Origin of the sequence: Teichococcus globiformis (genome assembly GCF_042646265.1) — a bacterium.
Lineage (GTDB): Bacteria > Pseudomonadota > Alphaproteobacteria > Acetobacterales > Acetobacteraceae > Pseudoroseomonas > Pseudoroseomonas globiformis.
The window spans coordinates 375,628-393,283 of the sequence record NZ_JBHRTN010000008.1; the positions used below are offsets into that span (position 1 = coordinate 375,628).

The window sequence follows — 17,656 nt, forward strand, 5'->3', positions numbered from 1 at the left end:
GATGCGGCTGCTCTACCTGCACCAGCATTATTCCGGCCCCGAGGGCACCACCGCCACCCGCAGCCATGCCCTGGCCACCGCGCTGGCGGCGCGCGGTCACGAGGTGACGCTGGCCTGCGGGCGCTATGATGGCGCCGTGACCGGGTTGGACGGCGTCTTCCGCCAAGGTCGTCGCGAGGGGCGGGTGCGCGGCTTCCGCGTGGTGGAGCACGACATCCGCTGCGGCAACGCCATGGGCTTCGCCGCCCGCAGCGCCGCCTTTCTGCGCTTCGCCGGCCGCGCCACGCATCTGGCCCTGGCCGAGCCCTTCGACCTGGTGATCGCCTCCTCGACCCCGCTGACGGTGGTGCTCCCGGCGCTGGCGGCGCGGCGGCTGCGCGGCACGCCCTTTCTGTTCGAGATCCGCGACCCATGGCCCGAGTTGCCGCGCGCCATGGGTGGAGTGCCTGCGCCGGCCCTGGCCGCCATGGCGGGCATGGCCAACGCCGCCTGCCGCCAGGCCGCCGCCGTGGTGGCGCTGAGTGAAGGCATGGCGCAGACGGCGCTCGTCCGTGGCGCGGCGCGCGACCGGGTGCACGTGGTGCCCAATGGCTGCGACCTCGACCTCTTCGGTCCGCACATCCCCGCTTGGCGCCCGGCCGAGGCTGCACCATGGGAAATGCTGGCCGTTTATGCCGGCGCGCACGGCCGCGCCAACGGCCTGGACCAGCTGCTGGACGCCGCGGCCCTGCTGCTGGCACGCGGCGAGGCGCGCATTCGACTGCTGCTGGTGGGCGAAGGATCGGAAAAGCAGCGGCTGCAGGAAGCCGCGGTGCAGCGCGGGCTGCACAACGTTTCCTTTCTGCCGCCACTGGGCAAGCGCAAGCTGGCGACCTTGCTGGCCGGCGCCCAGGCCGGTCTCCATTGCCTGGCGCCTGTGGGCGCCTTCGCAGAATGGACGGCCCCCAACAAGCTGATGGACTACCTAGCCGCCGGGTTGCCAGTGATCTCCAACCTGCCCGGCCATGGCGCCCGGCTGCTGTCCGGCGCCGAAGGGGCTGGCGCCTGCGGCATCCCCGTGCCGCCAGGCGACACGGCGGCACTGGCGGAAGCCCTGGGCTGGATGGCCACCAACCCTTCGCTGCGTCTGGCCATGGGCCGCGCGGCGCGGGAGCAGGCGGTGCGCCGCTGGGATCGCCGTCTGCTGGCCCATGATTTCGTCGGCATCGTCGAGTCCCTGGCCGAACCCGCCGCCGAGGAGGCGCTGCTCGCCGCATGACCCACTCTTTCTGCGGGTCTCCCATGGGGTCTTCCATGCCGCTCCCCGAGATTCATCTGGTGGCCGCCGCACGGCCCAATCTGCCCAAGCTCGCCGCCCTGTGGCACGCGCTGGCAGCGGGGCAGCCCTTTTTCTGCCGCCCCGTGCTGCTGCACACGGGCCAGCACCAGGACCCGGCGATGTTCGCCGCGCATCTGGCCGACCTGGCCTTGCCCGAGCCCGAGATCGGCCTCGGCGTGGCAGCCGGCGGCGGCCATGCGGCGCTGACGGGCCGCACCATGATGGCCTGTGCCGAGGTGTGGTCGGCCCGCCGCCCTGCCCTGGTGGTGGTGGCGGGCGATGTGGACGGCACGCTGGCGGCGGCGCTGGCGGCGCGCAAGCTAGGCATCCCGGTGGCACATCTGGAGGCCGGCCTCCGCTGCAACGACCGCGACATGCCGGAGGAGATCAACCGTCGCGCCGTGGATGCCGTCAGCGACCTTCTCTGGGCGCCCGACCACGGCACCGCCGAGCGGCTGCTCCAGGAAGGACATGACGCGCACGCGGTGCGCGCGGTGGGCAATGCGATGATCGACACGCTGCTGGCGCGGCTGCCGGTGGCCCTGTCGGAGGATCTGCCGCACGGCCTGGCCGCGCATGTGACGCCGGGCGGCTACGGGGTCGTTACCCTGCACCGCCCGGCCAATGTGGATGACCGGGCGCCGCTCGCCACGCTGCTCTCGTCGCTGACGCGCGTCACGGCGCAGTTGCCGCTGGTGTGGCCGATGCATCCGCGCACGGCGCAGCGGCTGCGCGAGTTCCGGCTGGACCTGCCTTCCGGCATCCATGTGCTGCCGCCGCTGGGATACCTCGACTTCGCCGGGCTGCTGGCCCGTGCCTCGCTGGTCGCCACCGACAGCGGCGGCGTGCAGGAAGAGGCTGCGGTGCTCGACATTCCCTGCCTGACGCTGCGCCCCTCCACCGAGCGTCCGGTGACGCTGGAATCGGGTGCCAACAGGCTTGTCGCCCCGTCCTGCCTGCCGCAGGCGGTGGCCGAGGTGCTGGCCGGCGCCTGGCCCCCCGCCCGCCCGATCCCCTTGTGGGACGGCATGGCCGGGGCACGCATGGCCGAACACCTGCGCGAGGTGATGGGCGGCGCCCCGGCGCGCAGCCCTGGCGGCTTCGCGGCCGTTGCGCCCGGCAACCTGATCGAGGCGGCGCGCGACGCGGCGCGCTATGCCACGGCGCTGGTGGGTGCCCATGGGCGGGCCAAGCCGAGCCGTGCTTCGGGCGGCGGCACGACGCGGGTGCTGGAACCGGCCGGTGCGGACCCTGAGCGGCAAGGCGCCGCCCGATGATCGATTCTGCCGGCTTGGGCGGGCGGGCTCCTCTGGTCTGCATGCTGTCCGCCGCGCATCCGCCGGCGGATGTGCGGGTCGTCGCCAAGGAAGGCGCCGCGCTGGCCGAGGCTGGCTGGCGCGTGATGCATCTTTGCCCGCAAGGCACCACCCCGGCCCCGACGGCGCATGCCGGGGTGTCGATCTGCACCTACCGGCGCGGCGGCGGCTGGCGAGGACGGGTGGCCAACATCCCCGTTCTGGCCCGGCGCGCCGCGGAAAGCGGTGCCGCCGTGCTGCATGCCAGCGAGCCGGATGCCTGGCTCGCCGCCATTCTTGCTGCCCGCCGAACCGGCGCCAGGGTGGTGCTGGACGTGCACGAGCATTATCCGTCTCGCCTGGATAACCGGCTGCCGGCGCCGCTGCGCCCGCTGGGCCGGACGCTGATACGCGCCGCCTGCCGTGCCATGTCGCGCCACGCCGACGCGGTGGTGGTGGCCAAGGACGGGCTGGACGGCGACTTCGCCGATCCGCTGCGCATCACCCCGGTGCGCAACTACGCCACGCCCGCAAAGGTCTCGCCGCGACGCCACGCGCCAGGGCCGCTGACCCTGGTGCATCTGGGCGCGCTGGGGCGGACGCGCGGCTCCGTGGAAATGCTGGAGGCGCTGGCGCTTTGCCCGCCCGGCACGCGGCTCGACCTTGTCGGCCGCTTCACGGATGGATCGGAGGATGCCTTTCGGGCCCACGCGGCAGTGCTGGGCCTGTCCCGCGCCGTGACACGGCCGGGCTGGATGCCGCACGAGGCGGCTCTGGCCCGCGCCGCGACGGCCGATATCGGCCTGGTGCTGTTCCAGCCGGGCATCGAGAACCATCGCCTTGCCCTGCCGCACAAGCTGTTCGACTGCATGCTGGCCGGGCTGCCTGTCATCGCTCCCGCCTTTGCCGAGGAGGTGGCCGCCGTGATCCGCGAGGCCGGCTGCGGCATCCTGGTGGATACCGCTGATCCGGCGGCGGTGGCGTCGGCGGTCTGCAGGCTGGCTGATCCGGTGCTACGGGCCGAGCTGGGCGCGGCAGGCCGCGCTGCGGCGCTGGGCCGCTTCGGCTGGGCCGCCGAGGCGGCGCGGCTGGTGGCGCTGTACCGGCGCCTCGCGCCGCTGCCGCCTGCTCGCGGCATCGTCAGCCACACGACTGCGGAAGCCCTGCCGGCGTGAGTGACGCCGGCGCCATCGCCTGTGCCGCCGCACAGCCTGCGGGAGGTGGCGCGCCGCGCCCCGCTTCACCCCGGAAGGGCAGGCGCTTATACGCGGCAATCATGGCCCTTCCCCGCATTCTGCTGAACCTTGGCCTCGACTCGGCGCTGGCCGCCCTGGCGTTGCCGCCCGCGATCTGGATGGCGTCGCCCGGCGCCTGGCCCACGCCCTCCTGGTGGCTGGGCGCCATTCCCGGCGCCGTGCTGGCCCTGCTGCTGGCCGGGCTGCCGGTGCGGCTGCCGCAGCAATACTGGCGCTTCGCCTCGCTCCGCGACCTGGTGGCCGTGGTCGGTGCCGGCATCGGCGGCGCGCTGCTCTTCGCCCTGGGCCTCTACGTCACCGGCGCCTGGCGGCCGGGCAACATGGCCTTTCCGCTGATCCACGCCTTCAGCCTCACCGCCTTTCTGCTCGCCCCGCGCATCCTGGCGCCGCTGAAGCAGGCGCACCGGGTGGGCGAGCCATCGGAGGCCCCGGCCCAGCCCGTGCTGCTGGTCGGTACGGGCGATGCCGCCGACCTGTTCATCCGTGCCCTGCAGCAGCAGCGCGCCCCCGCTTTCCGGGTGGTGGGCATCCTGGCGCGTTGGCCGCGCTCGGCCGGGCGGCGCATCCAGGGCCATCCAATCCTGGGCGGCATCGAGGAGGCGGCGGAAGTGCTGGAGCGGCTGCGGGGCGAGAACCGCATGCCCGGCGCCATCGTGCTGGCCGATCCCGACCTGCATGGTCCCGCGCTGGAGGAATTGCTGGACGTCGCCGACCGCGAGGGCGTGGCGGTGAAGCGCGCCCCGCGCCTGACGGCGCTGGATCCGGCGCGGCGCGATGGTCCCGTGCGTCGCTTCGACCTCCGCCCCGTGGCCATCGAGGACCTGCTGGACCGCCCGCAGGTGCCGCTGGACCGCGAGGGCATGGCCCGGCTGGTGCAGGGCCGGCGCGTGCTGGTGACGGGTGCCGGCGGCACCATCGGCGGCGAGTTGGCGCGGCAGGTGGCGGCGCTCGGGCCATCGCAGCTCGCGCTGCTGGACCATGGCGAATTCGCCCTCTACGGCATCGACCTGGAACTGGCCGAGACCCATCCCGGGGTGCCGCGGCGCGCCCTGCTGGCCGATGTGCGCGACGCAGCCCGTATCGCCCGGCTGATGGAGGAGATCCGCCCCGAGCTGATCTTCCACGCCGCGGCCCTCAAGCACGTGCCCATGGTCGAGAACGACCCTATGGAAGGGCTGCTGACCAACGCCCTGGGCACGCGCGTCGTGGCCGATGCGGCGCGCTCGATCGGCGCCAAGGCCATGGTCTTCATCTCCACCGACAAGGCGGTGAACCCGACCAGCGTGATGGGCGCGTCGAAGCGTCTGGCCGAAATGTACTGCCAGTCGCTCGACATGCAGGCGCGGCATGGGCAGGGCGGCATGCGCTGCGTCACGGTGCGTTTCGGCAACGTGCTGGGCTCGACCGGTTCGGTGGTGCCGCTGTTCCGCCGCCAGCTGGAGCGCGGCGGCCCGCTGACCGTCACCCATCCCGACATGCGCCGATACTTCATGACGGTGCGGGAAGCGGTGGGTCTGGTGCTGCAGGCCTCGGTGGTCGGCGCCGAGGATACCTATTCGCGCGACGGGGCCGCCCAGCCGCCGGAACTCGCCGATGGCGGCATCTTCGTGCTCGACATGGGCAACCCGGTGAAGATCGTGGACATGGCCAGGCGGATGATCCGCCTGGCCGGGCTGCGGCCCGACGAGGATGTGGAGATCCGCTTCACCGGCCTGCGCCCGGGCGAGAAGCTGTACGAGGAGCTGTTCCACGGGCAGGAGCCGCCGCGCCCGACGCAGTTTCCCGGGCTGCTGGTCGCGACCCCCCGCACGGCCGATGCCGCGCTGGTCGGCCGCGCCATCGACGAGATCGCCGCCGCCGCCCGGCAGGGCCACGGCAAGGCGGCGCTGGCGCAGCTGTCGCGCCTGGTTCCCGAATTCGACCACAACCCCGGCACGGCGCCGGCGGCGAAGGCATAAGCCATGCCTCTGCCGGCCTGCCTTGCCTCGATGAGAGTTGAGACATGGAAGGTCCGGCCCTGCCCGCACGCTGGTGGGGGCGCGCCCGCGCCCTCGACCCCGCCGCCCCGCTCGCGCCCGCCCTGATCGAGCGGATCGCCGCCCGCACGGCGCGGATCGGCGTGGTCGGCCTCGGCTATGCCGGCCTGCCGCTGGCGCTGCGCTTCGCCGAGCTGGGCTTTGCCGTGTCGGGCTTCGACATCGATCCGGCCAAGCGCCGGGCGATCGGCGCCGGGCGCTCGCCCGTGCATGGCATCGACGATGCGCGCGTTGCCGCCGCCGGCATCGTGGCCGAGGTGGACATGGGCGCGGCGGCGGATTGCGACGCCATCCTGATCTGCGTGCCGACCCCGGTGGGGCCGCACAAGGAACCCGACCTCGGCCCGGTGCGCGACACGGTGGCCGCCCTGGCACCGCACCTGCGCCCCGGCCAGGCCATCGCGCTGGAAAGCACCACCTATCCCGGCACCACCGAGGAATTCCTGATCCCCGCGATGCAGGCGGCCGGGCTCACGGTCGGGCGCGACGCCTTCGCCCTCTACAGCCCCGAGCGCGAGGACCCGGGCAACCCCGAGGGAACGGTGGGCCGCGTTCCCAAGCTGATTGCCGGCCACACGCCTGACTGCCTGGCGGTGGCCGAGGCGCTGTACGGCCCTGTCGCGGGCACGCTGGTGCCGGTCTCCTCGCTGAAGGCGGCCGAGCTGGTGAAGCTCTACGAGAACGTCTTCCGCGCGGTGAACATCGGGCTGGTGAACGAGCTGAAGCGGATCAGCCACGCCCTCGGCCTCGACGTGCACGAGGTGATCGACGCCGCCTCCACCAAGCCCTTCGGCTTCATGCCCTTCCGCCCCGGACCCGGGCTGGGCGGCCACTGCATCCCCGTCGACCCCTACTACCTGGCCTGGAAGGCACGCGAGCTCGGTGTCCCCAGCGATTTCGTGGAGCTGGCGGGGCGGGTGAACGACGCGCAGCCGGGCTATGTGGTGGGCCGCCTGCGCGATGCGCTGGATAGCCGCGGCAAGGCGTTGCGCGGCGCCCGCATCCTGCTGATCGGGCTGGCCTACAAATCCGGCGTGCCGGACACGCGGGAAAGTCCGGCCTCGGAGATCTTCCGCCTGCTGGATGAGCGCGGCGCCGCAGTTGCATATCACGATCCGCTGGTCCCCCGCTTTCCCGTGACGCGTCGCCTGGGTGGCGCCGCTCCTGCGCTGGAGAGCCAGGCGCTGACGGAGGATTTCGTTGCCGCGCAGGACGCCGTTCTGGTGGTGACACCGCAGCCCGGCGTGGATTTCGCGCTGCTGCGCCAGCATGCACGGCTGATCATCGACACGCGCGGCGTCTACCGCGATGCGCTGGTGGAGACAGGCGTCACATTGCCCTTTGAAATGCAGGGTGATTTCCCACATCCGGCCGAACCGGCCTATCACGCCGTCATCCAGGCCTGACCCGCGGCACGCGCTGCGGGCCGGGCCGCAGCCTTGAACCACCGCCGGGGCGGCGAACTGCCCCGGCTGCCCGGAGCGATCCGCCGACCATGACCGAAGCCAACCAGTCGCCCATCAACCTGTTCGACATGAAAGCGCAGCAGGCGTTGATCCGCCCCGAGATCGACCGCCGCATCGCCGCCATCTTGGACAGTGGTGCCTTCATCAACGGCCCGGATGTGCGGGAACTGGAAGAGAAGCTGGCCGAGTTCGCCGGCTGTGGCCACGCGGTGGGCGTGTCCTCCGGCACGGATGCGCTGCAGATCGCGATGATGGCCGAGGGAATCGGTCGTGGCGACGCGGTGTTCCTGCCCGCCTTCACCTACACCGCGACGGCCGAGGTGCCGCTGGTGCTCGGCGCCACGCCGGTCTTCGTGGATGTTGAGCCGGACAGCTTCAACATCGATCTCGAAGACCTGAAGCGCCGTATCGCCCTGGTAAAGGAAGAAGGCCGGTTGCGCCCGCGCGCCGTGGTAGGCGTCGACCTGTTCGGCCGCCCGGCGGATTGGCCCGCCATCCAGGAGATCTGCCGTGCCGAGGGCATGTTCGCGCTCGACGACGCCGCCCAGGCGTTTGGCGCGGCGCTGGATGGCAAGCGGCTCGGCCAGTGGGGCGACGCGGCGGCGCTGAGCTTCTATCCGACCAAGACGCTGGGCTGCTACGGCGATGGCGGCGCCATCCTGACCAACGACGCCGGGCGGGCTGAGCTTTACCGCTCGCTCCGCACCCATGGCGAGGGCAAGACCCGCTATGCCGTGGAGCGCACGGGCATGAATGGCCGGCTGGACTCCCTTCAGGCGGCCATCCTGCTTTGCAAGCTGCCGCTGCTGGAGGATGAGCTGAAAAGCCGCGCCCGCATCGCCGGCTGGTATGCCGCACGGCTCTCCGGCCATGTGGTGGTGCCGGGCGAGCAGGCGGGCGCCACCAGCGCCTGGGGCCTCTATTCAGTGCTGCTGCCCGATGCCTCGACGCGCGAGCGCGTCCAGGCCACCATGCGCGATCGCGGCGTGCCCAGTGCGATCTACTACCCGAAGCCGCTGCATCACCAGCCCGCCTATGCCGCCGCCCATGCGGAAGGACTGCGCGCGGCGCCGCCCTTGCCGGTCAGCGAGGCGCTCTGCGATCGCATCCTGGCCCTGCCGATGCACCCTTATCTGGACAAGGCACAGGCGGCCCGGGTGGCGGAAGCGCTGACCGCCGGCCTCTGATCAGGCCATCCCAGGAAAACGGAAGGACCCCATTTCATGGCCTATGCGTTGCTTGGGTCCAGCTGGGCCGACCGGGTGATCTCCTGGTCCTTCGCGGCGCCCGGTGCGGGCGCCGGTGCCCGACCGGCGGTGACAGGCGCGCCTTCCGATGCCGCCGGGCTGCGCATGACGCAGGATGCGCTTGACCAGTGGGCTTCGGTATCAGGGCTCAGCTTCGTGCAGGTGCCTGACGACACCGGCGCGTACGCGCCCGATCTCCGTATCGGCTTTGCCGATTTCACCCGGGGCGGAGCCGAGCCGCGCAGCGTTACCCTCGGCATGGCGTATAATGAGTGGATCGGCGATGATTTCGTCCCTGGCTCGCTGGCCGCCATCCAGGACCCTGCGCTGCGGCCTCTGGACAGCGATCCGGAAGGTGCGGCGGTGTATCGCGGCACCTGGACCACCCCGGCCCAGACCCTGCTGCACGAGGTCGGCCATACCCTCGGCCTCGCGCATTCCGACTCGGCCGACGACGTGATGTATTCCTGGATCGGCATCGAGAACCGGGTCTTCTCCGCCGATGACGTGGCCGGCATCCAGGCCCTGTATGGCGGGCCGCGCATGCCCGAATGGGTCGAGGGTTCGGCAGGGCTGGGGGGTGTGGGCGACGGCGCCCTGCAATTCGCCTCGGCCGGCTACCTGATGGCCAACCCGGACGTGGCGGCGGCCGGGCAGAACCCCCGGCTGCACTATGCCGAACATGGCTGGCGGGAAGGACGCGATCCTTCGGCCGATTTCGACACGGCCTATTATCTCCGCATGAACCCTGACATTCGGGCCAGCGGGGCCGACCCCTTCGATCATTATCTGGTCCATGGGCAGGCAGAGGGGCGGATGATCGCCGCTGCCGTGGTGTCGCCTGACGCGCGCGGCTTCGATGCCGGATACTATTATCTGGCCAACCCGGATGTGGCGCGCGCCGGGGCTGACGCCTGGACGCATTACAACAGCTTTGGGTGGCGCGAGGGGCGCGACCCGAACGGCTATTTCGACGGCGCGCGCTACCTGGCGCGAAACCCCGACGTCGCGGCCGCCGGCCTTGACCCCCTGAACCACTACATGCTCCACGGTGCCGCCGAGGGCCGCCCGATGGGCAACGACTTCAACGGGGTTGCCTATCTGGCGGCCAATCCGGATGTGGCGGCCGCAGGGCTGAACCCGCTGATGCACTTCCTGGAATGGGGATTGCTGGAAGGCCGCTCGCCACAATCCGAATGGCTGGCCTGATCAGTTCTCCAGGGCAGCGCTCCAGGCGAAACGCCGCTGTCCGCCGGGCGGCAGCACCACCAGGCCCGGCTTCTCGGCAAAAGGCCCATCCCAGCCGGCCGGGCTGGCGGTGCCTTGCCAGGGCTCGATGCACAGGAAATCCGCGCCCTCGGGCTTGGACCACAGTCCCAGATCCGGATAGCCGTCCCAGCGCACCCGCAAGGCTGGCCCGCCCGGCCCCTCGTAGCGGACGGAACGGCTGGCGACGTCCTTCAGGATCACGGCGTCGCGCGCGAACAGCGCCGGCGACAGCGGCCATTCCCGAGCGAGGCAGGGCGCCGGCTCGGCCGGGCCGAGCAATCCGCCACAGAGGTAATGCGCCTCGCCTTGCTCGTCCGCTTCGAAGACCAGCCGGTGCGCCTTCTTGTCGGTTCCCGGTCGCAGCGGCCAGCGAAAGGCCGGATGGGCACCCAGGCTGAACGGCAGCGGCGCCGTGCCCGGATTGGACACGGTGGTGACGACGGAAAGTCCTGCCGGTTCCGCCGCATAGGCCACTTCCAGCCGGAAGGGGAAGGGAAAGCGCGCCCGGCTTTCCGCATCTTCGGCGAGGGCCAGCACCGCCCGGCCTGCGTCGCGTGCCACCCAGCCGAAGCGACGGTCGCGGGCGAAGCCGTGCTGGGTCATGCGATACTCCGCCCCGGCATGACGCAGGGTGTCGTCCGCCAGGCGCCCGACGATGGGAAACAGCACCGGTGCGTGGCGCGGCCACGCCGCACCGCCATCCCACAGCAGATCGGCGCCATCCGGCCCGCGCAGCCGCACCAGCTCCGCCCCATCGGCGCTGATCGTCGCGGAGAGCCCGCCGCCGCTGATCTCGTGCCGCTCTCCGCTCATGCCGCCTGTTCCCGGGCCAGTTCCTCTGCCCGCCGCTCCTCATAGGTTCTGGCGTGCAGCCAGGCCAGGGCGTGCAGGGTCGTGTCCACGCCGGCCTCGCGGCCCAGGCGCAGCAGCGTGCCCAGGATGGCCTGCGACTCGATGCGCCCGCCTGCCTCCAGGTCGCGCAGCATGGAGGCGGTGTAGCGCCCGGTGCGATCCGACAGCAGCGTATGGTATTCGGCCAGGAACTCCGGCGTCACCGGATGGCCGTGATGCGCCGCAATGGCGGCGTTGCGTTCCAGCAGGGTCAGCATGAAATCGGTGCCGCCTTCGGCGCGGGCGATCTGCCCGGTGGAGCCGCGCAGCAGCACCGTGCCCGCCGCGACCGTGCCCAGATGCACCAGCTTGGCCCACATCGCGCCCTGGATGTCGGGCACCGCCTTGGCCTCGATGCCGCCCCGCCGCGCCAGGGCGGCGAAGCGTTCGCACCGTTCCGAGGTTCCGCCGCGCCACTCACCAAGGGTGATGGAGCGCCAGTCCGACAGGTTGTGCACGACGCCGTCGGCGCCCAGCGTGGCGCGGATCTTCGCCGTGCCCCCCAGCACCGCCGCTTCCCCAAAGGCCGCCTGCAGCCGGCCGATGTGATCCAGGCCGTTCAGTACCGGAAGGATCGCTGCCCCCACTGCCGCAGGCCGCAGCGCCTCGATCGCCGCTTCCAGGTCATAGGCCTTGCAGCTCAGCAGGATAAGGTCCCAGCCCGGCCGGGCTTCTTCCGGCAGCAAGGCGGTGACCGGCTGCCGCCACCCCCCGAAAACCGGGCATTCCACCGACAGCCCGTGGCGGGCCAGATGCTCCTGCCGCTGCGGCCGGACCAGAAAGGCAAGGTCGGCCCCCGCCTCGATCAGCCGCGCGCCGAAATAGCCGCCCAGCGCACCTGCGCCGAGAACCAGGATCCGCATTGTTCCTCCGAAGGGTGCCGTTGCGCGATTTTGCCGGCACCCGCCCGCCCTGCCGAGACGTTTTGTGCCAAGCGCACCCGCAGGGTTGCGTCAGGGTGAAGCGAAACCAGATTTGGCCATGGCTGGGCCGGAATGTGCCAGCCGGAGAATGGATGGCGGTGCGGGCGGATCAATGAGCGAATCGGAAAAGCCCGACCAGATGGCGGCGCGTGACGCCGCTTCCATCGACAAGCGGCCGGTGCGGCGCGGCACCCCGCCGCGTGTCGATCCTGCACAAGGCTATCATCACGGCTCCCTGGGCGCGCAGCAGAGCGACATCTTTTTCGCCGCCGTCGAGACGACGCGGATGCCGATGATCGTCACCGATGCCCGCGCCGAGAACCAGCCCATCATTTTTGCCAACCGGGCCTTCCTGGAGATGACAGGCTATTCGATGGAGGAAATCCTCGGCACGAACTGCCGCTTCCTCCAGGGACCGGACACGGACCGCGACACGGTGGCCGGCGTCCGCGCCGCCATCAACCAGCGGCGCGAGATCGCCACCGAGATCCTGAACTACCGCAAGGACGGCTCCAGCTTCTGGAACGCGCTGTTCATCTCGCCCGTGTACACGGCCGATGGCGAGCTGATGTACTTTTTCGGCTCGCAACTCGATGTCAGCCGGCGTCGGGATGCCGAGGACGCACTGCGCCAGGCGCAGAAGATGGAGGCGCTGGGACAGCTCACCGGCGGCATCGCGCACGACTTCAACAACCTTCTGCAGGTGATGGTCGGCTATCTGGATATTGCCCAGTTCGACCTGGAAAGCCCGCGGCCGGATCTGGGCCGGCTGCGCCGGTCCCTCGGATCGGTGCAATCGGCGGCGGGACGCGCCACCACCCTGACGCAGCAATTGCTCGCCTTCGCCCGCAAGCAGCGGCTGGAAGGGCGGACGCTGAACCTGAACCAGCTGCTCGAAAGCGTGCGGGACCTGGCCTACCGCACCCTGGGCGAGGAGATCGCCGTGGAGATGCGGCTGGACCCGGCCCTGCCGAATTGCCGCCTGGACCCCAACCAGGCCGAGGTCGCGTTGCTCAATATCCTGATCAACGCGCGCGATGCCATCCAGGAGCACCGGAAGCGGCTTGGCGGCGGGCGGCTCACCCTGGCCACAGCCCGGCGGGAGCTGGACGAGACGGCGGCGGCCGAGATCGGCAATCTGCGCCCAGGCCCCTATGTGGAATTGTCGGTTGCCGACAATGGCGGCGGCATGCCGCCCGAGATCCTGGCCCGCGTGATGGACCCCTTCTTCACCACCAAGGAGGAAGGCAAGGGGACCGGGCTCGGGCTGTCCATGGTTTATGGCTTCGCCAAGCAGTCCGGGGGGTCGCTGCGCCTCGAATCGGAGGAAGGGGTGGGCACCACCGTGCGCTTCTTCTTTCCGGTCCATGCCGAGGAGGACCGGCCACAGCCGAGCCGCTCGACTCGTGCCATCGATCGTCAAGGCAGCGAGACCATCCTGGTGGTGGATGACCGTGCCGACGTGGCCGAGCTCGCGCGCACCATTCTGGAGGATTTCGGCTACCGCATCCTGACCGCCGGGAACGGCCAGGAGGCGCTGGCCCTGCTGGATGGGGCGGAGCAGGTGGATCTGCTGTTCTCAGACCTGATCATGCCCGGAGGCATGAACGGGGTGATGCTGGCACGCGAGGCCCGGCGCCGCCGGCCGCACCTGCGCGTGCTGCTGACCACGGGTTACGCAGAAGCCTCGCTGGAGCGCAGCGAGGCCGGCGGCAGCGAGTTCGAAATGGTTGGCAAGCCTTACGGCAGGCTGGAGCTGAGCCGCCGGGTACGCATGGTGCTGGACGGCCCGACAGGCGTCGCCTGAGGCGGGACTGTCATGCCGCCTCTTGCACTGCGGCATGACGTCATCCTACTCCTTGCCGCCGGCATCCTTATGGCATGGCAGTGACCGCTGACCCCCAAAAGAAACAGGCCCTCAGCGCCGGGCTTCTGCTCGGCGTGCTGGGGGTAGTCTATGGCGACATCGGCACCAGCCCGCTCTACGCGCTGCGCGCCTCCTTGCTGCATTTCTCCGAGGACGGGCTGGAGCGCTGGGAGATCCTGGGCGTGCTCAGCCTGATCTTCTGGTCGCTCATCCTCGTTGTCACGGTGAAGTACGTGCTGCTGGTGCTGCGCGCCGATAACCGTGGCGAGGGCGGCATCCTGGCGCTGATGGCGCTGGCCCAGCGGGTCGGGCGCGGCACCACGGGGCGGCGGCTGATCGTGCTGGTGGGCATCGCCGGCGCCTCGCTGTTCTTCGGCGACGGCATCATCACCCCCGCCATTTCCGTGCTCTCGGCGGTGGAGGGGCTGAAAATCATCTCGCCGGCCTTCACCGACGCGGTGATCCCGATCTCGCTGGCAGTCCTGCTGGCGCTGTTCATGGTGCAGTACAAGGGCACCCACACCATTGGCCGGGTGTTCGGCCCGGTCACCGCCCTTTGGTTCGGCAGCCTGGGCATCCTGGGCCTGATCGAGGTGGTGCGTGAGCCCGAGGTGCTGGTCGCCCTGTCGCCGCACTTCGCCATCCAGTTCTGCCTCGAATACCACCTGGCTGCTTTTATCGCGCTGGGCTCGGTGGTGCTCGCGGTGACCGGGGCGGAGGCGCTCTACGCCGATATGGGGCATTTCGGTGCCCGTCCCATCCGGCTGGTTTGGCTCTGGGCGGTGCTGCCGTCGCTGACGCTGAACTATCTCGGTCAGGGCGCGCTGATCCTGAGCGACCGCTCGGCGCTGGAGAACCCGTTCTACCTGCTGGCACCGGAATGGCTGCGCCTGCCCATGGTGCTGCTGGCCACCTGCGCCACCGTGATCGCCAGCCAAGCCATGATCTCGGGCGCCTTCTCCATCGCTCGGCAGTGCGTGCAGCTCGGTTTCCTGCCGCGCATGACTATCCGCCACACCTCGGAAACCGAGGAAGGGCAGATCTACATGCCCCAGGTGAACGTCACGCTGCTGGTGGGCGTGATCATCCTGGTCCTGTCCTTCCATGACTCCGACAGCCTGGCGGCGGCCTACGGCATCTCCGTGACAGGCACCTTCCTGTGCACAACCTGCCTCGCCGGGCTGGTTTTTCGTCGGCAGTTCGGCTGGCCGCGCGCGGCGGTGGCGGCGGTGGTGACGCCGCTGCTGATCCTCGACGCCAGCTACTTCATCGCCAACGTGCTCAAGGTGCCGGATGGCGGCTGGGTGCCGCTGCTGCTGGGCGGCTGGCTGTTCGCCGTGATGCTGACCTGGCGCAAGGGCCGGGAGTTGCTCTTCGCGCGCTTCCGCCAGGACAGCCTGCCGCTGAAATCCTTTCTGGCCCGGCTGCCGCAGTCCCGCACCACCCGCGTCCCGGGCATCGCCGTGTTCATGACCGGCCAGGCCGACTATGTGCCCAATGCCCTGCTGCACAACCTCAAGCACAACAAGGTGCTGCACGAGCGCGTGCTGTTCGTCACGGTGGAGAACCTCGACGTCCCTCAGGCCCAGCAGCGGCGCGAGGTGACGGAGCTGGCCCCGGGCATCCACCGCGTCATGCTGCGCTACGGCTTTCAGGAAACACCCAATATCCCGCGCGAGCTGGAGGCGCTGCGCGAGCACGGCGTTGCATTCGAGCCGATGCAGGCCAGCTACTTCCTGGGGCGCGAAACGGTGGTGGCCGCCGCCGTGCCGAAGATGGCGCGCTGGCAGCAATGGCTGTTCGGCGCCATGAGTCGCAATGCCATGCCCGCGACGGAATTCTTCCGGATCCCGAGCGACCGGGTGGTGGAGCTGGGCGTCCGTGTCGCCATCTGAGGGCGCGCCGCCGCGCCTGCTGCTGATCGGCGCGGGCGGGCACGGGCGGGCCGTGCTGTCGGCGCTGCGCGATGCCGGCTGGCCCGAGCCGATCGGGGTGCTGGACGATGGTGGCGCCGCCCTGCCGGGGGTGCCCTGCCTCGGCCCTGTTTCCCATGCGGCGGCGCTGCGGCCGGAAGCGGCGGCGGCGCATGTGGCACTGGGCTCCAACGCTTTGCGGATGCGGCTGGGGGCGGAGCTGCTGGCACTGGGCTTCGCCCTGCCGGTGATCCGCCACCCTTCCGCGGTGATTGCCGCCGATGCCGTGCTCGGCCCCGGCACGGTGGCCATGCCGCGCGTGGTGGTGGGGGCGGCGGCGCGCATTGGCGCCCATGTGATCCTGAACACTGCCTGCATCGCCGAGCATGACTGCGCGGTAGAGGATGGCTGCCACATTGCTCCCGGCGCCGTGCTGGGCGGCGGCGTTTTTGTGGGCGAGGGGGCGCTGGTGGGCATCCAGGCCGGGCTGCGGCCCGGCACCCGGGTCGGCGCCGGCGCGGTGGTGGCGCTGGGGGCGGCCGTGGTGGCGGATGTGCCGCCGCGCGCCACCGTGGCCGGTGTCCCGGCCCGCATGGCAGCTGCCTCCAGGCCGGCTTGAGCCGGCACAGGATCGTCCCTGACAGGCGACAGGAGGAAGCGCCACGGAAGCGGGACAGGGCCGGCGCGCCGGTGCCTCGCCTATTCCTCTCTCCCCCTGGCGCATCCGCCGTGGAATGCTCGCGCCACCGGCCAAAAGAGCCGGCCAAGGGGAGAACCAGCAGCCAATGAACCGCAGACAGCTTGCCCAGGGCATGATCGCAGCCACCGCCTGGGGAGTGGCCGGCAGCGCCACCGCCGCAACACCCGGCGTTGCATCGGCCGCACCCTCGGCCGACGAGGCATGGGCCACCTCCTGGGCCGCCTCGGTGCAGGGCCCCTACCCGGTCGGCAATCCGTCCGCCCAGCCGGACCAGTCCTTCGCCTTTCCCGATGCGGCGGAGGGCGCGCGCGACCAGACCTTCCGCCTTGTGCTGCGGCCCACCCTCTGGGGCAGGCGGGCGCGCCTTCGCTTCAGCAACGCTTTCGGCACCAGGCCGCTGGAACTTTCGGCGGTGCATGCCGGCCTGCAATCCGGTGGCGCGGCGCTGCTGCCGGGCAGCAACCGCCCTGTGCGCTTCGGCGGCGCCGAGCAAATTGCCATCCCGCCCGGCGGCCAGGCATGGTCCGACCCGGTGGAACTGCCCTTCGCCGCCGAGCCCGACGCGGCGCTGCTGATCGGCCGAAAGCTGGCGGTGTCCTTCCATATCGGCGGCGCCTCCGGCCCGTCCTCCGGACCCATGACCTGGCATGCCAAGGCGCTGCAGACCTCCTATGTCTCGCCGCCCGGCAGCGGGGCGCATGCGGCGGAGGAAGGCGAGGCCGCCTTCCCCTTTTCCACCGCCTCCTGGTTCTTTCTGGATGCGGTGGACATGGCAGCGCCCGCCGGAACGCCCGTGGTGCTGTGCTTCGGCGACTCCATCACCGATGGCACCGCCTCCACCATGAATGGCGACGATCGCTGGCCCGACGCGCTGGCGCGCCGCCTGCAGGCGCTGCATGGCAACCGCGTGGCGGTGGTGAACGCCGGGATCGGCGGCAACCAGGTGGTGGGGCCGCGCGAGTACGGACCGGACAAGCCCTTTCCAGGCGGGCCCTCGGCTCTGGCGCGGATGGAGCGGGACATCATCGGCCTGTCCGGCATTCGCACCGTGATCTGGCTGGAAGGCATCAATGATTTCAGCCGCAACGGCAATGCCAGCTTCGACGCGGTGCGGGACGGGATGCAGGCCGGGGTGCGGCGCCTGCGCGAAGCTATTCCTGGCGTGCGGGTGCTGGGGGCGACGGTGGTGTCCGCGCTCGGCAGCACCAGCGCCGCGCATGGCCATGCCGAGCAGGATGCGAAGCGACGCTCGCTGAACGACTTCATCCGCCAGTCCGGCCTGTTCGATGCGGTGGCGGATTTCGACTCCGCGACGCTGGACCCGGCCACTGGCGGGCTGCGGCCGGAAATGGTGCCGGACTCGACCATTGGCGGCAAAGGCGACCGGCTGCACCCCAACCGTGCCGGCTATCTGGCGATGGCCATGGCGATCGATCCGGCAGACGTGCTGCCGCGCGGATAGGGCGCTTGATGCG

At 70.9% G+C, this 17,656-nt stretch carries 13 protein-coding genes; 11 read left to right on the plus strand and 2 right to left on the minus strand.

From position 1 onward, the window contains the following. Position 1: 1 nt before the first annotated feature. From ACFOD4_RS09095 to ACFOD4_RS09125, 7 genes are all read left to right on the plus strand, one after another. Entirely contained in the window at positions 2–1,258 is a 1,257-nt protein-coding gene (locus ACFOD4_RS09095; protein WP_379595753.1) for a glycosyltransferase family 4 protein, read from the plus strand. Positions 1,259–1,293: 35 nt separating this feature from the next. After that, the gene (gene wecB, locus ACFOD4_RS09100) at positions 1,294–2,595 is read left to right on the plus strand and encodes a non-hydrolyzing UDP-N-acetylglucosamine 2-epimerase (RefSeq protein ID WP_379595754.1); all 1,302 of its coding nucleotides are present in this window, start codon (positions 1,294–1,296) and stop codon (positions 2,593–2,595) included. Then, complete coding sequence (locus tag ACFOD4_RS09105) at positions 2,592–3,788, plus strand: glycosyltransferase (protein WP_379595756.1); 1,197 nt, start codon at positions 2,592–2,594, stop codon at positions 3,786–3,788. Before wecB ends, ACFOD4_RS09105 begins: the two co-directional genes overlap by 4 nt. Before the next feature lie 101 nt (positions 3,789–3,889). Next, on the plus strand, positions 3,890–5,827 hold the full coding sequence (locus ACFOD4_RS09110; protein WP_379595758.1) for a polysaccharide biosynthesis protein: 1,938 nt from the start codon (positions 3,890–3,892) through the stop codon (positions 5,825–5,827). Positions 5,828–5,871: 44 nt separating this feature from the next. Then, a complete protein-coding gene (locus ACFOD4_RS09115; protein ID WP_379595760.1) occupies positions 5,872–7,311 on the plus strand; it encodes a nucleotide sugar dehydrogenase in 1,440 nt (479 codons plus the stop codon). An 89-nt stretch (positions 7,312–7,400) separates the two neighbouring features. Continuing rightward, positions 7,401–8,558, plus strand: a complete 1,158-nt coding sequence (locus tag ACFOD4_RS09120) for a DegT/DnrJ/EryC1/StrS family aminotransferase (RefSeq protein ID WP_379595762.1) — start codon at positions 7,401–7,403, stop codon at positions 8,556–8,558. Positions 8,559–8,594: 36 nt separating this feature from the next. Next, on the plus strand, positions 8,595–9,827 hold the full coding sequence (locus tag ACFOD4_RS09125) for a matrixin family metalloprotease (protein ID WP_379595764.1): 1,233 nt from the start codon (positions 8,595–8,597) through the stop codon (positions 9,825–9,827). Here ACFOD4_RS09125 and ACFOD4_RS09130 read toward each other — a convergent pair whose 3' ends face one another. Beyond that, positions 9,828–10,700: an aldose 1-epimerase family protein gene (locus ACFOD4_RS09130; protein ID WP_379595766.1), complete on the minus strand. Its 873-nt coding sequence runs from the start codon at positions 10,698–10,700 to the stop codon at positions 9,828–9,830. Continuing rightward, entirely contained in the window at positions 10,697–11,641 is a 945-nt protein-coding gene (locus ACFOD4_RS09135) for a ketopantoate reductase family protein (RefSeq protein WP_379595767.1), read from the minus strand. Before ACFOD4_RS09135 ends, ACFOD4_RS09130 begins: the two co-directional genes overlap by 4 nt. A 172-nt stretch (positions 11,642–11,813) precedes the next feature. On the opposite strand from ACFOD4_RS09135, the gene ACFOD4_RS09140 reads away from it, so the two are divergent. The 4 genes from ACFOD4_RS09140 to ACFOD4_RS09155 all read left to right on the plus strand — a co-directional run bounded on the left by ACFOD4_RS09140 (position 11,814) and on the right by ACFOD4_RS09155 (position 17,643). Continuing rightward, entirely contained in the window at positions 11,814–13,508 is a 1,695-nt protein-coding gene (locus ACFOD4_RS09140; protein ID WP_379595769.1) for a histidine kinase famiy protein, read from the plus strand. A 74-nt stretch (positions 13,509–13,582) separates the two neighbouring features. Next, positions 13,583–15,463, plus strand: a complete 1,881-nt coding sequence (locus ACFOD4_RS09145) for a potassium transporter Kup (RefSeq protein WP_379595770.1) — start codon at positions 13,583–13,585, stop codon at positions 15,461–15,463. Beyond that, positions 15,450–16,100 carry a NeuD/PglB/VioB family sugar acetyltransferase gene (locus ACFOD4_RS09150; RefSeq protein ID WP_379595771.1) on the plus strand — a complete coding sequence of 217 codons (651 nt, stop codon included), beginning with the start codon at positions 15,450–15,452 and terminating at the stop codon, positions 16,098–16,100. The genes ACFOD4_RS09145 and ACFOD4_RS09150 overlap by 14 nt, the downstream gene beginning before the upstream one ends. Positions 16,101–16,266: 166 nt before the next feature. Further along, complete coding sequence (locus tag ACFOD4_RS09155) at positions 16,267–17,643, plus strand: GDSL-type esterase/lipase family protein (protein WP_379595772.1); 1,377 nt, start codon at positions 16,267–16,269, stop codon at positions 17,641–17,643. The last annotated feature ends 13 nt before the right edge of the window (positions 17,644–17,656 follow it).

What these genes read in the sequence shown, in the direction of transcription:
- ACFOD4_RS09095 (WP_379595753.1), top strand. Translation starts at nt 2, where the DNA reads ATGCGGCTGCTCTACCTGCACCAGCATTATTCCGGCCCCGAGGGCACC.
- wecB (WP_379595754.1), top strand. Translation starts at nt 1,294, where the DNA reads ATGCCGCTCCCCGAGATTCATCTGGTGGCCGCCGCACGGCCCAATCTG.
- ACFOD4_RS09105 (WP_379595756.1), top strand. Translation starts at nt 2,592, where the DNA reads ATGATCGATTCTGCCGGCTTGGGCGGGCGGGCTCCTCTGGTCTGCATG.
- ACFOD4_RS09110 (WP_379595758.1), top strand. Translation starts at nt 3,890, where the DNA reads ATGGCCCTTCCCCGCATTCTGCTGAACCTTGGCCTCGACTCGGCGCTG.
- ACFOD4_RS09115 (WP_379595760.1), top strand. Translation starts at nt 5,872, where the DNA reads ATGGAAGGTCCGGCCCTGCCCGCACGCTGGTGGGGGCGCGCCCGCGCC.
- ACFOD4_RS09120 (WP_379595762.1), top strand. Translation starts at nt 7,401, where the DNA reads ATGACCGAAGCCAACCAGTCGCCCATCAACCTGTTCGACATGAAAGCG.
- ACFOD4_RS09125 (WP_379595764.1), top strand. Translation starts at nt 8,595, where the DNA reads ATGGCCTATGCGTTGCTTGGGTCCAGCTGGGCCGACCGGGTGATCTCC.
- ACFOD4_RS09130 (WP_379595766.1), bottom strand. Translation starts at nt 10,700, where the DNA reads ATGAGCGGAGAGCGGCACGAGATCAGCGGCGGCGGGCTCTCCGCGACG.
- ACFOD4_RS09135 (WP_379595767.1), bottom strand. Translation starts at nt 11,641, where the DNA reads ATGCGGATCCTGGTTCTCGGCGCAGGTGCGCTGGGCGGCTATTTCGGC.
- ACFOD4_RS09140 (WP_379595769.1), top strand. Translation starts at nt 11,814, where the DNA reads ATGAGCGAATCGGAAAAGCCCGACCAGATGGCGGCGCGTGACGCCGCT.
- ACFOD4_RS09145 (WP_379595770.1), top strand. Translation starts at nt 13,583, where the DNA reads ATGGCAGTGACCGCTGACCCCCAAAAGAAACAGGCCCTCAGCGCCGGG.
- ACFOD4_RS09155 (WP_379595772.1), top strand. Translation starts at nt 16,267, where the DNA reads ATGAACCGCAGACAGCTTGCCCAGGGCATGATCGCAGCCACCGCCTGG.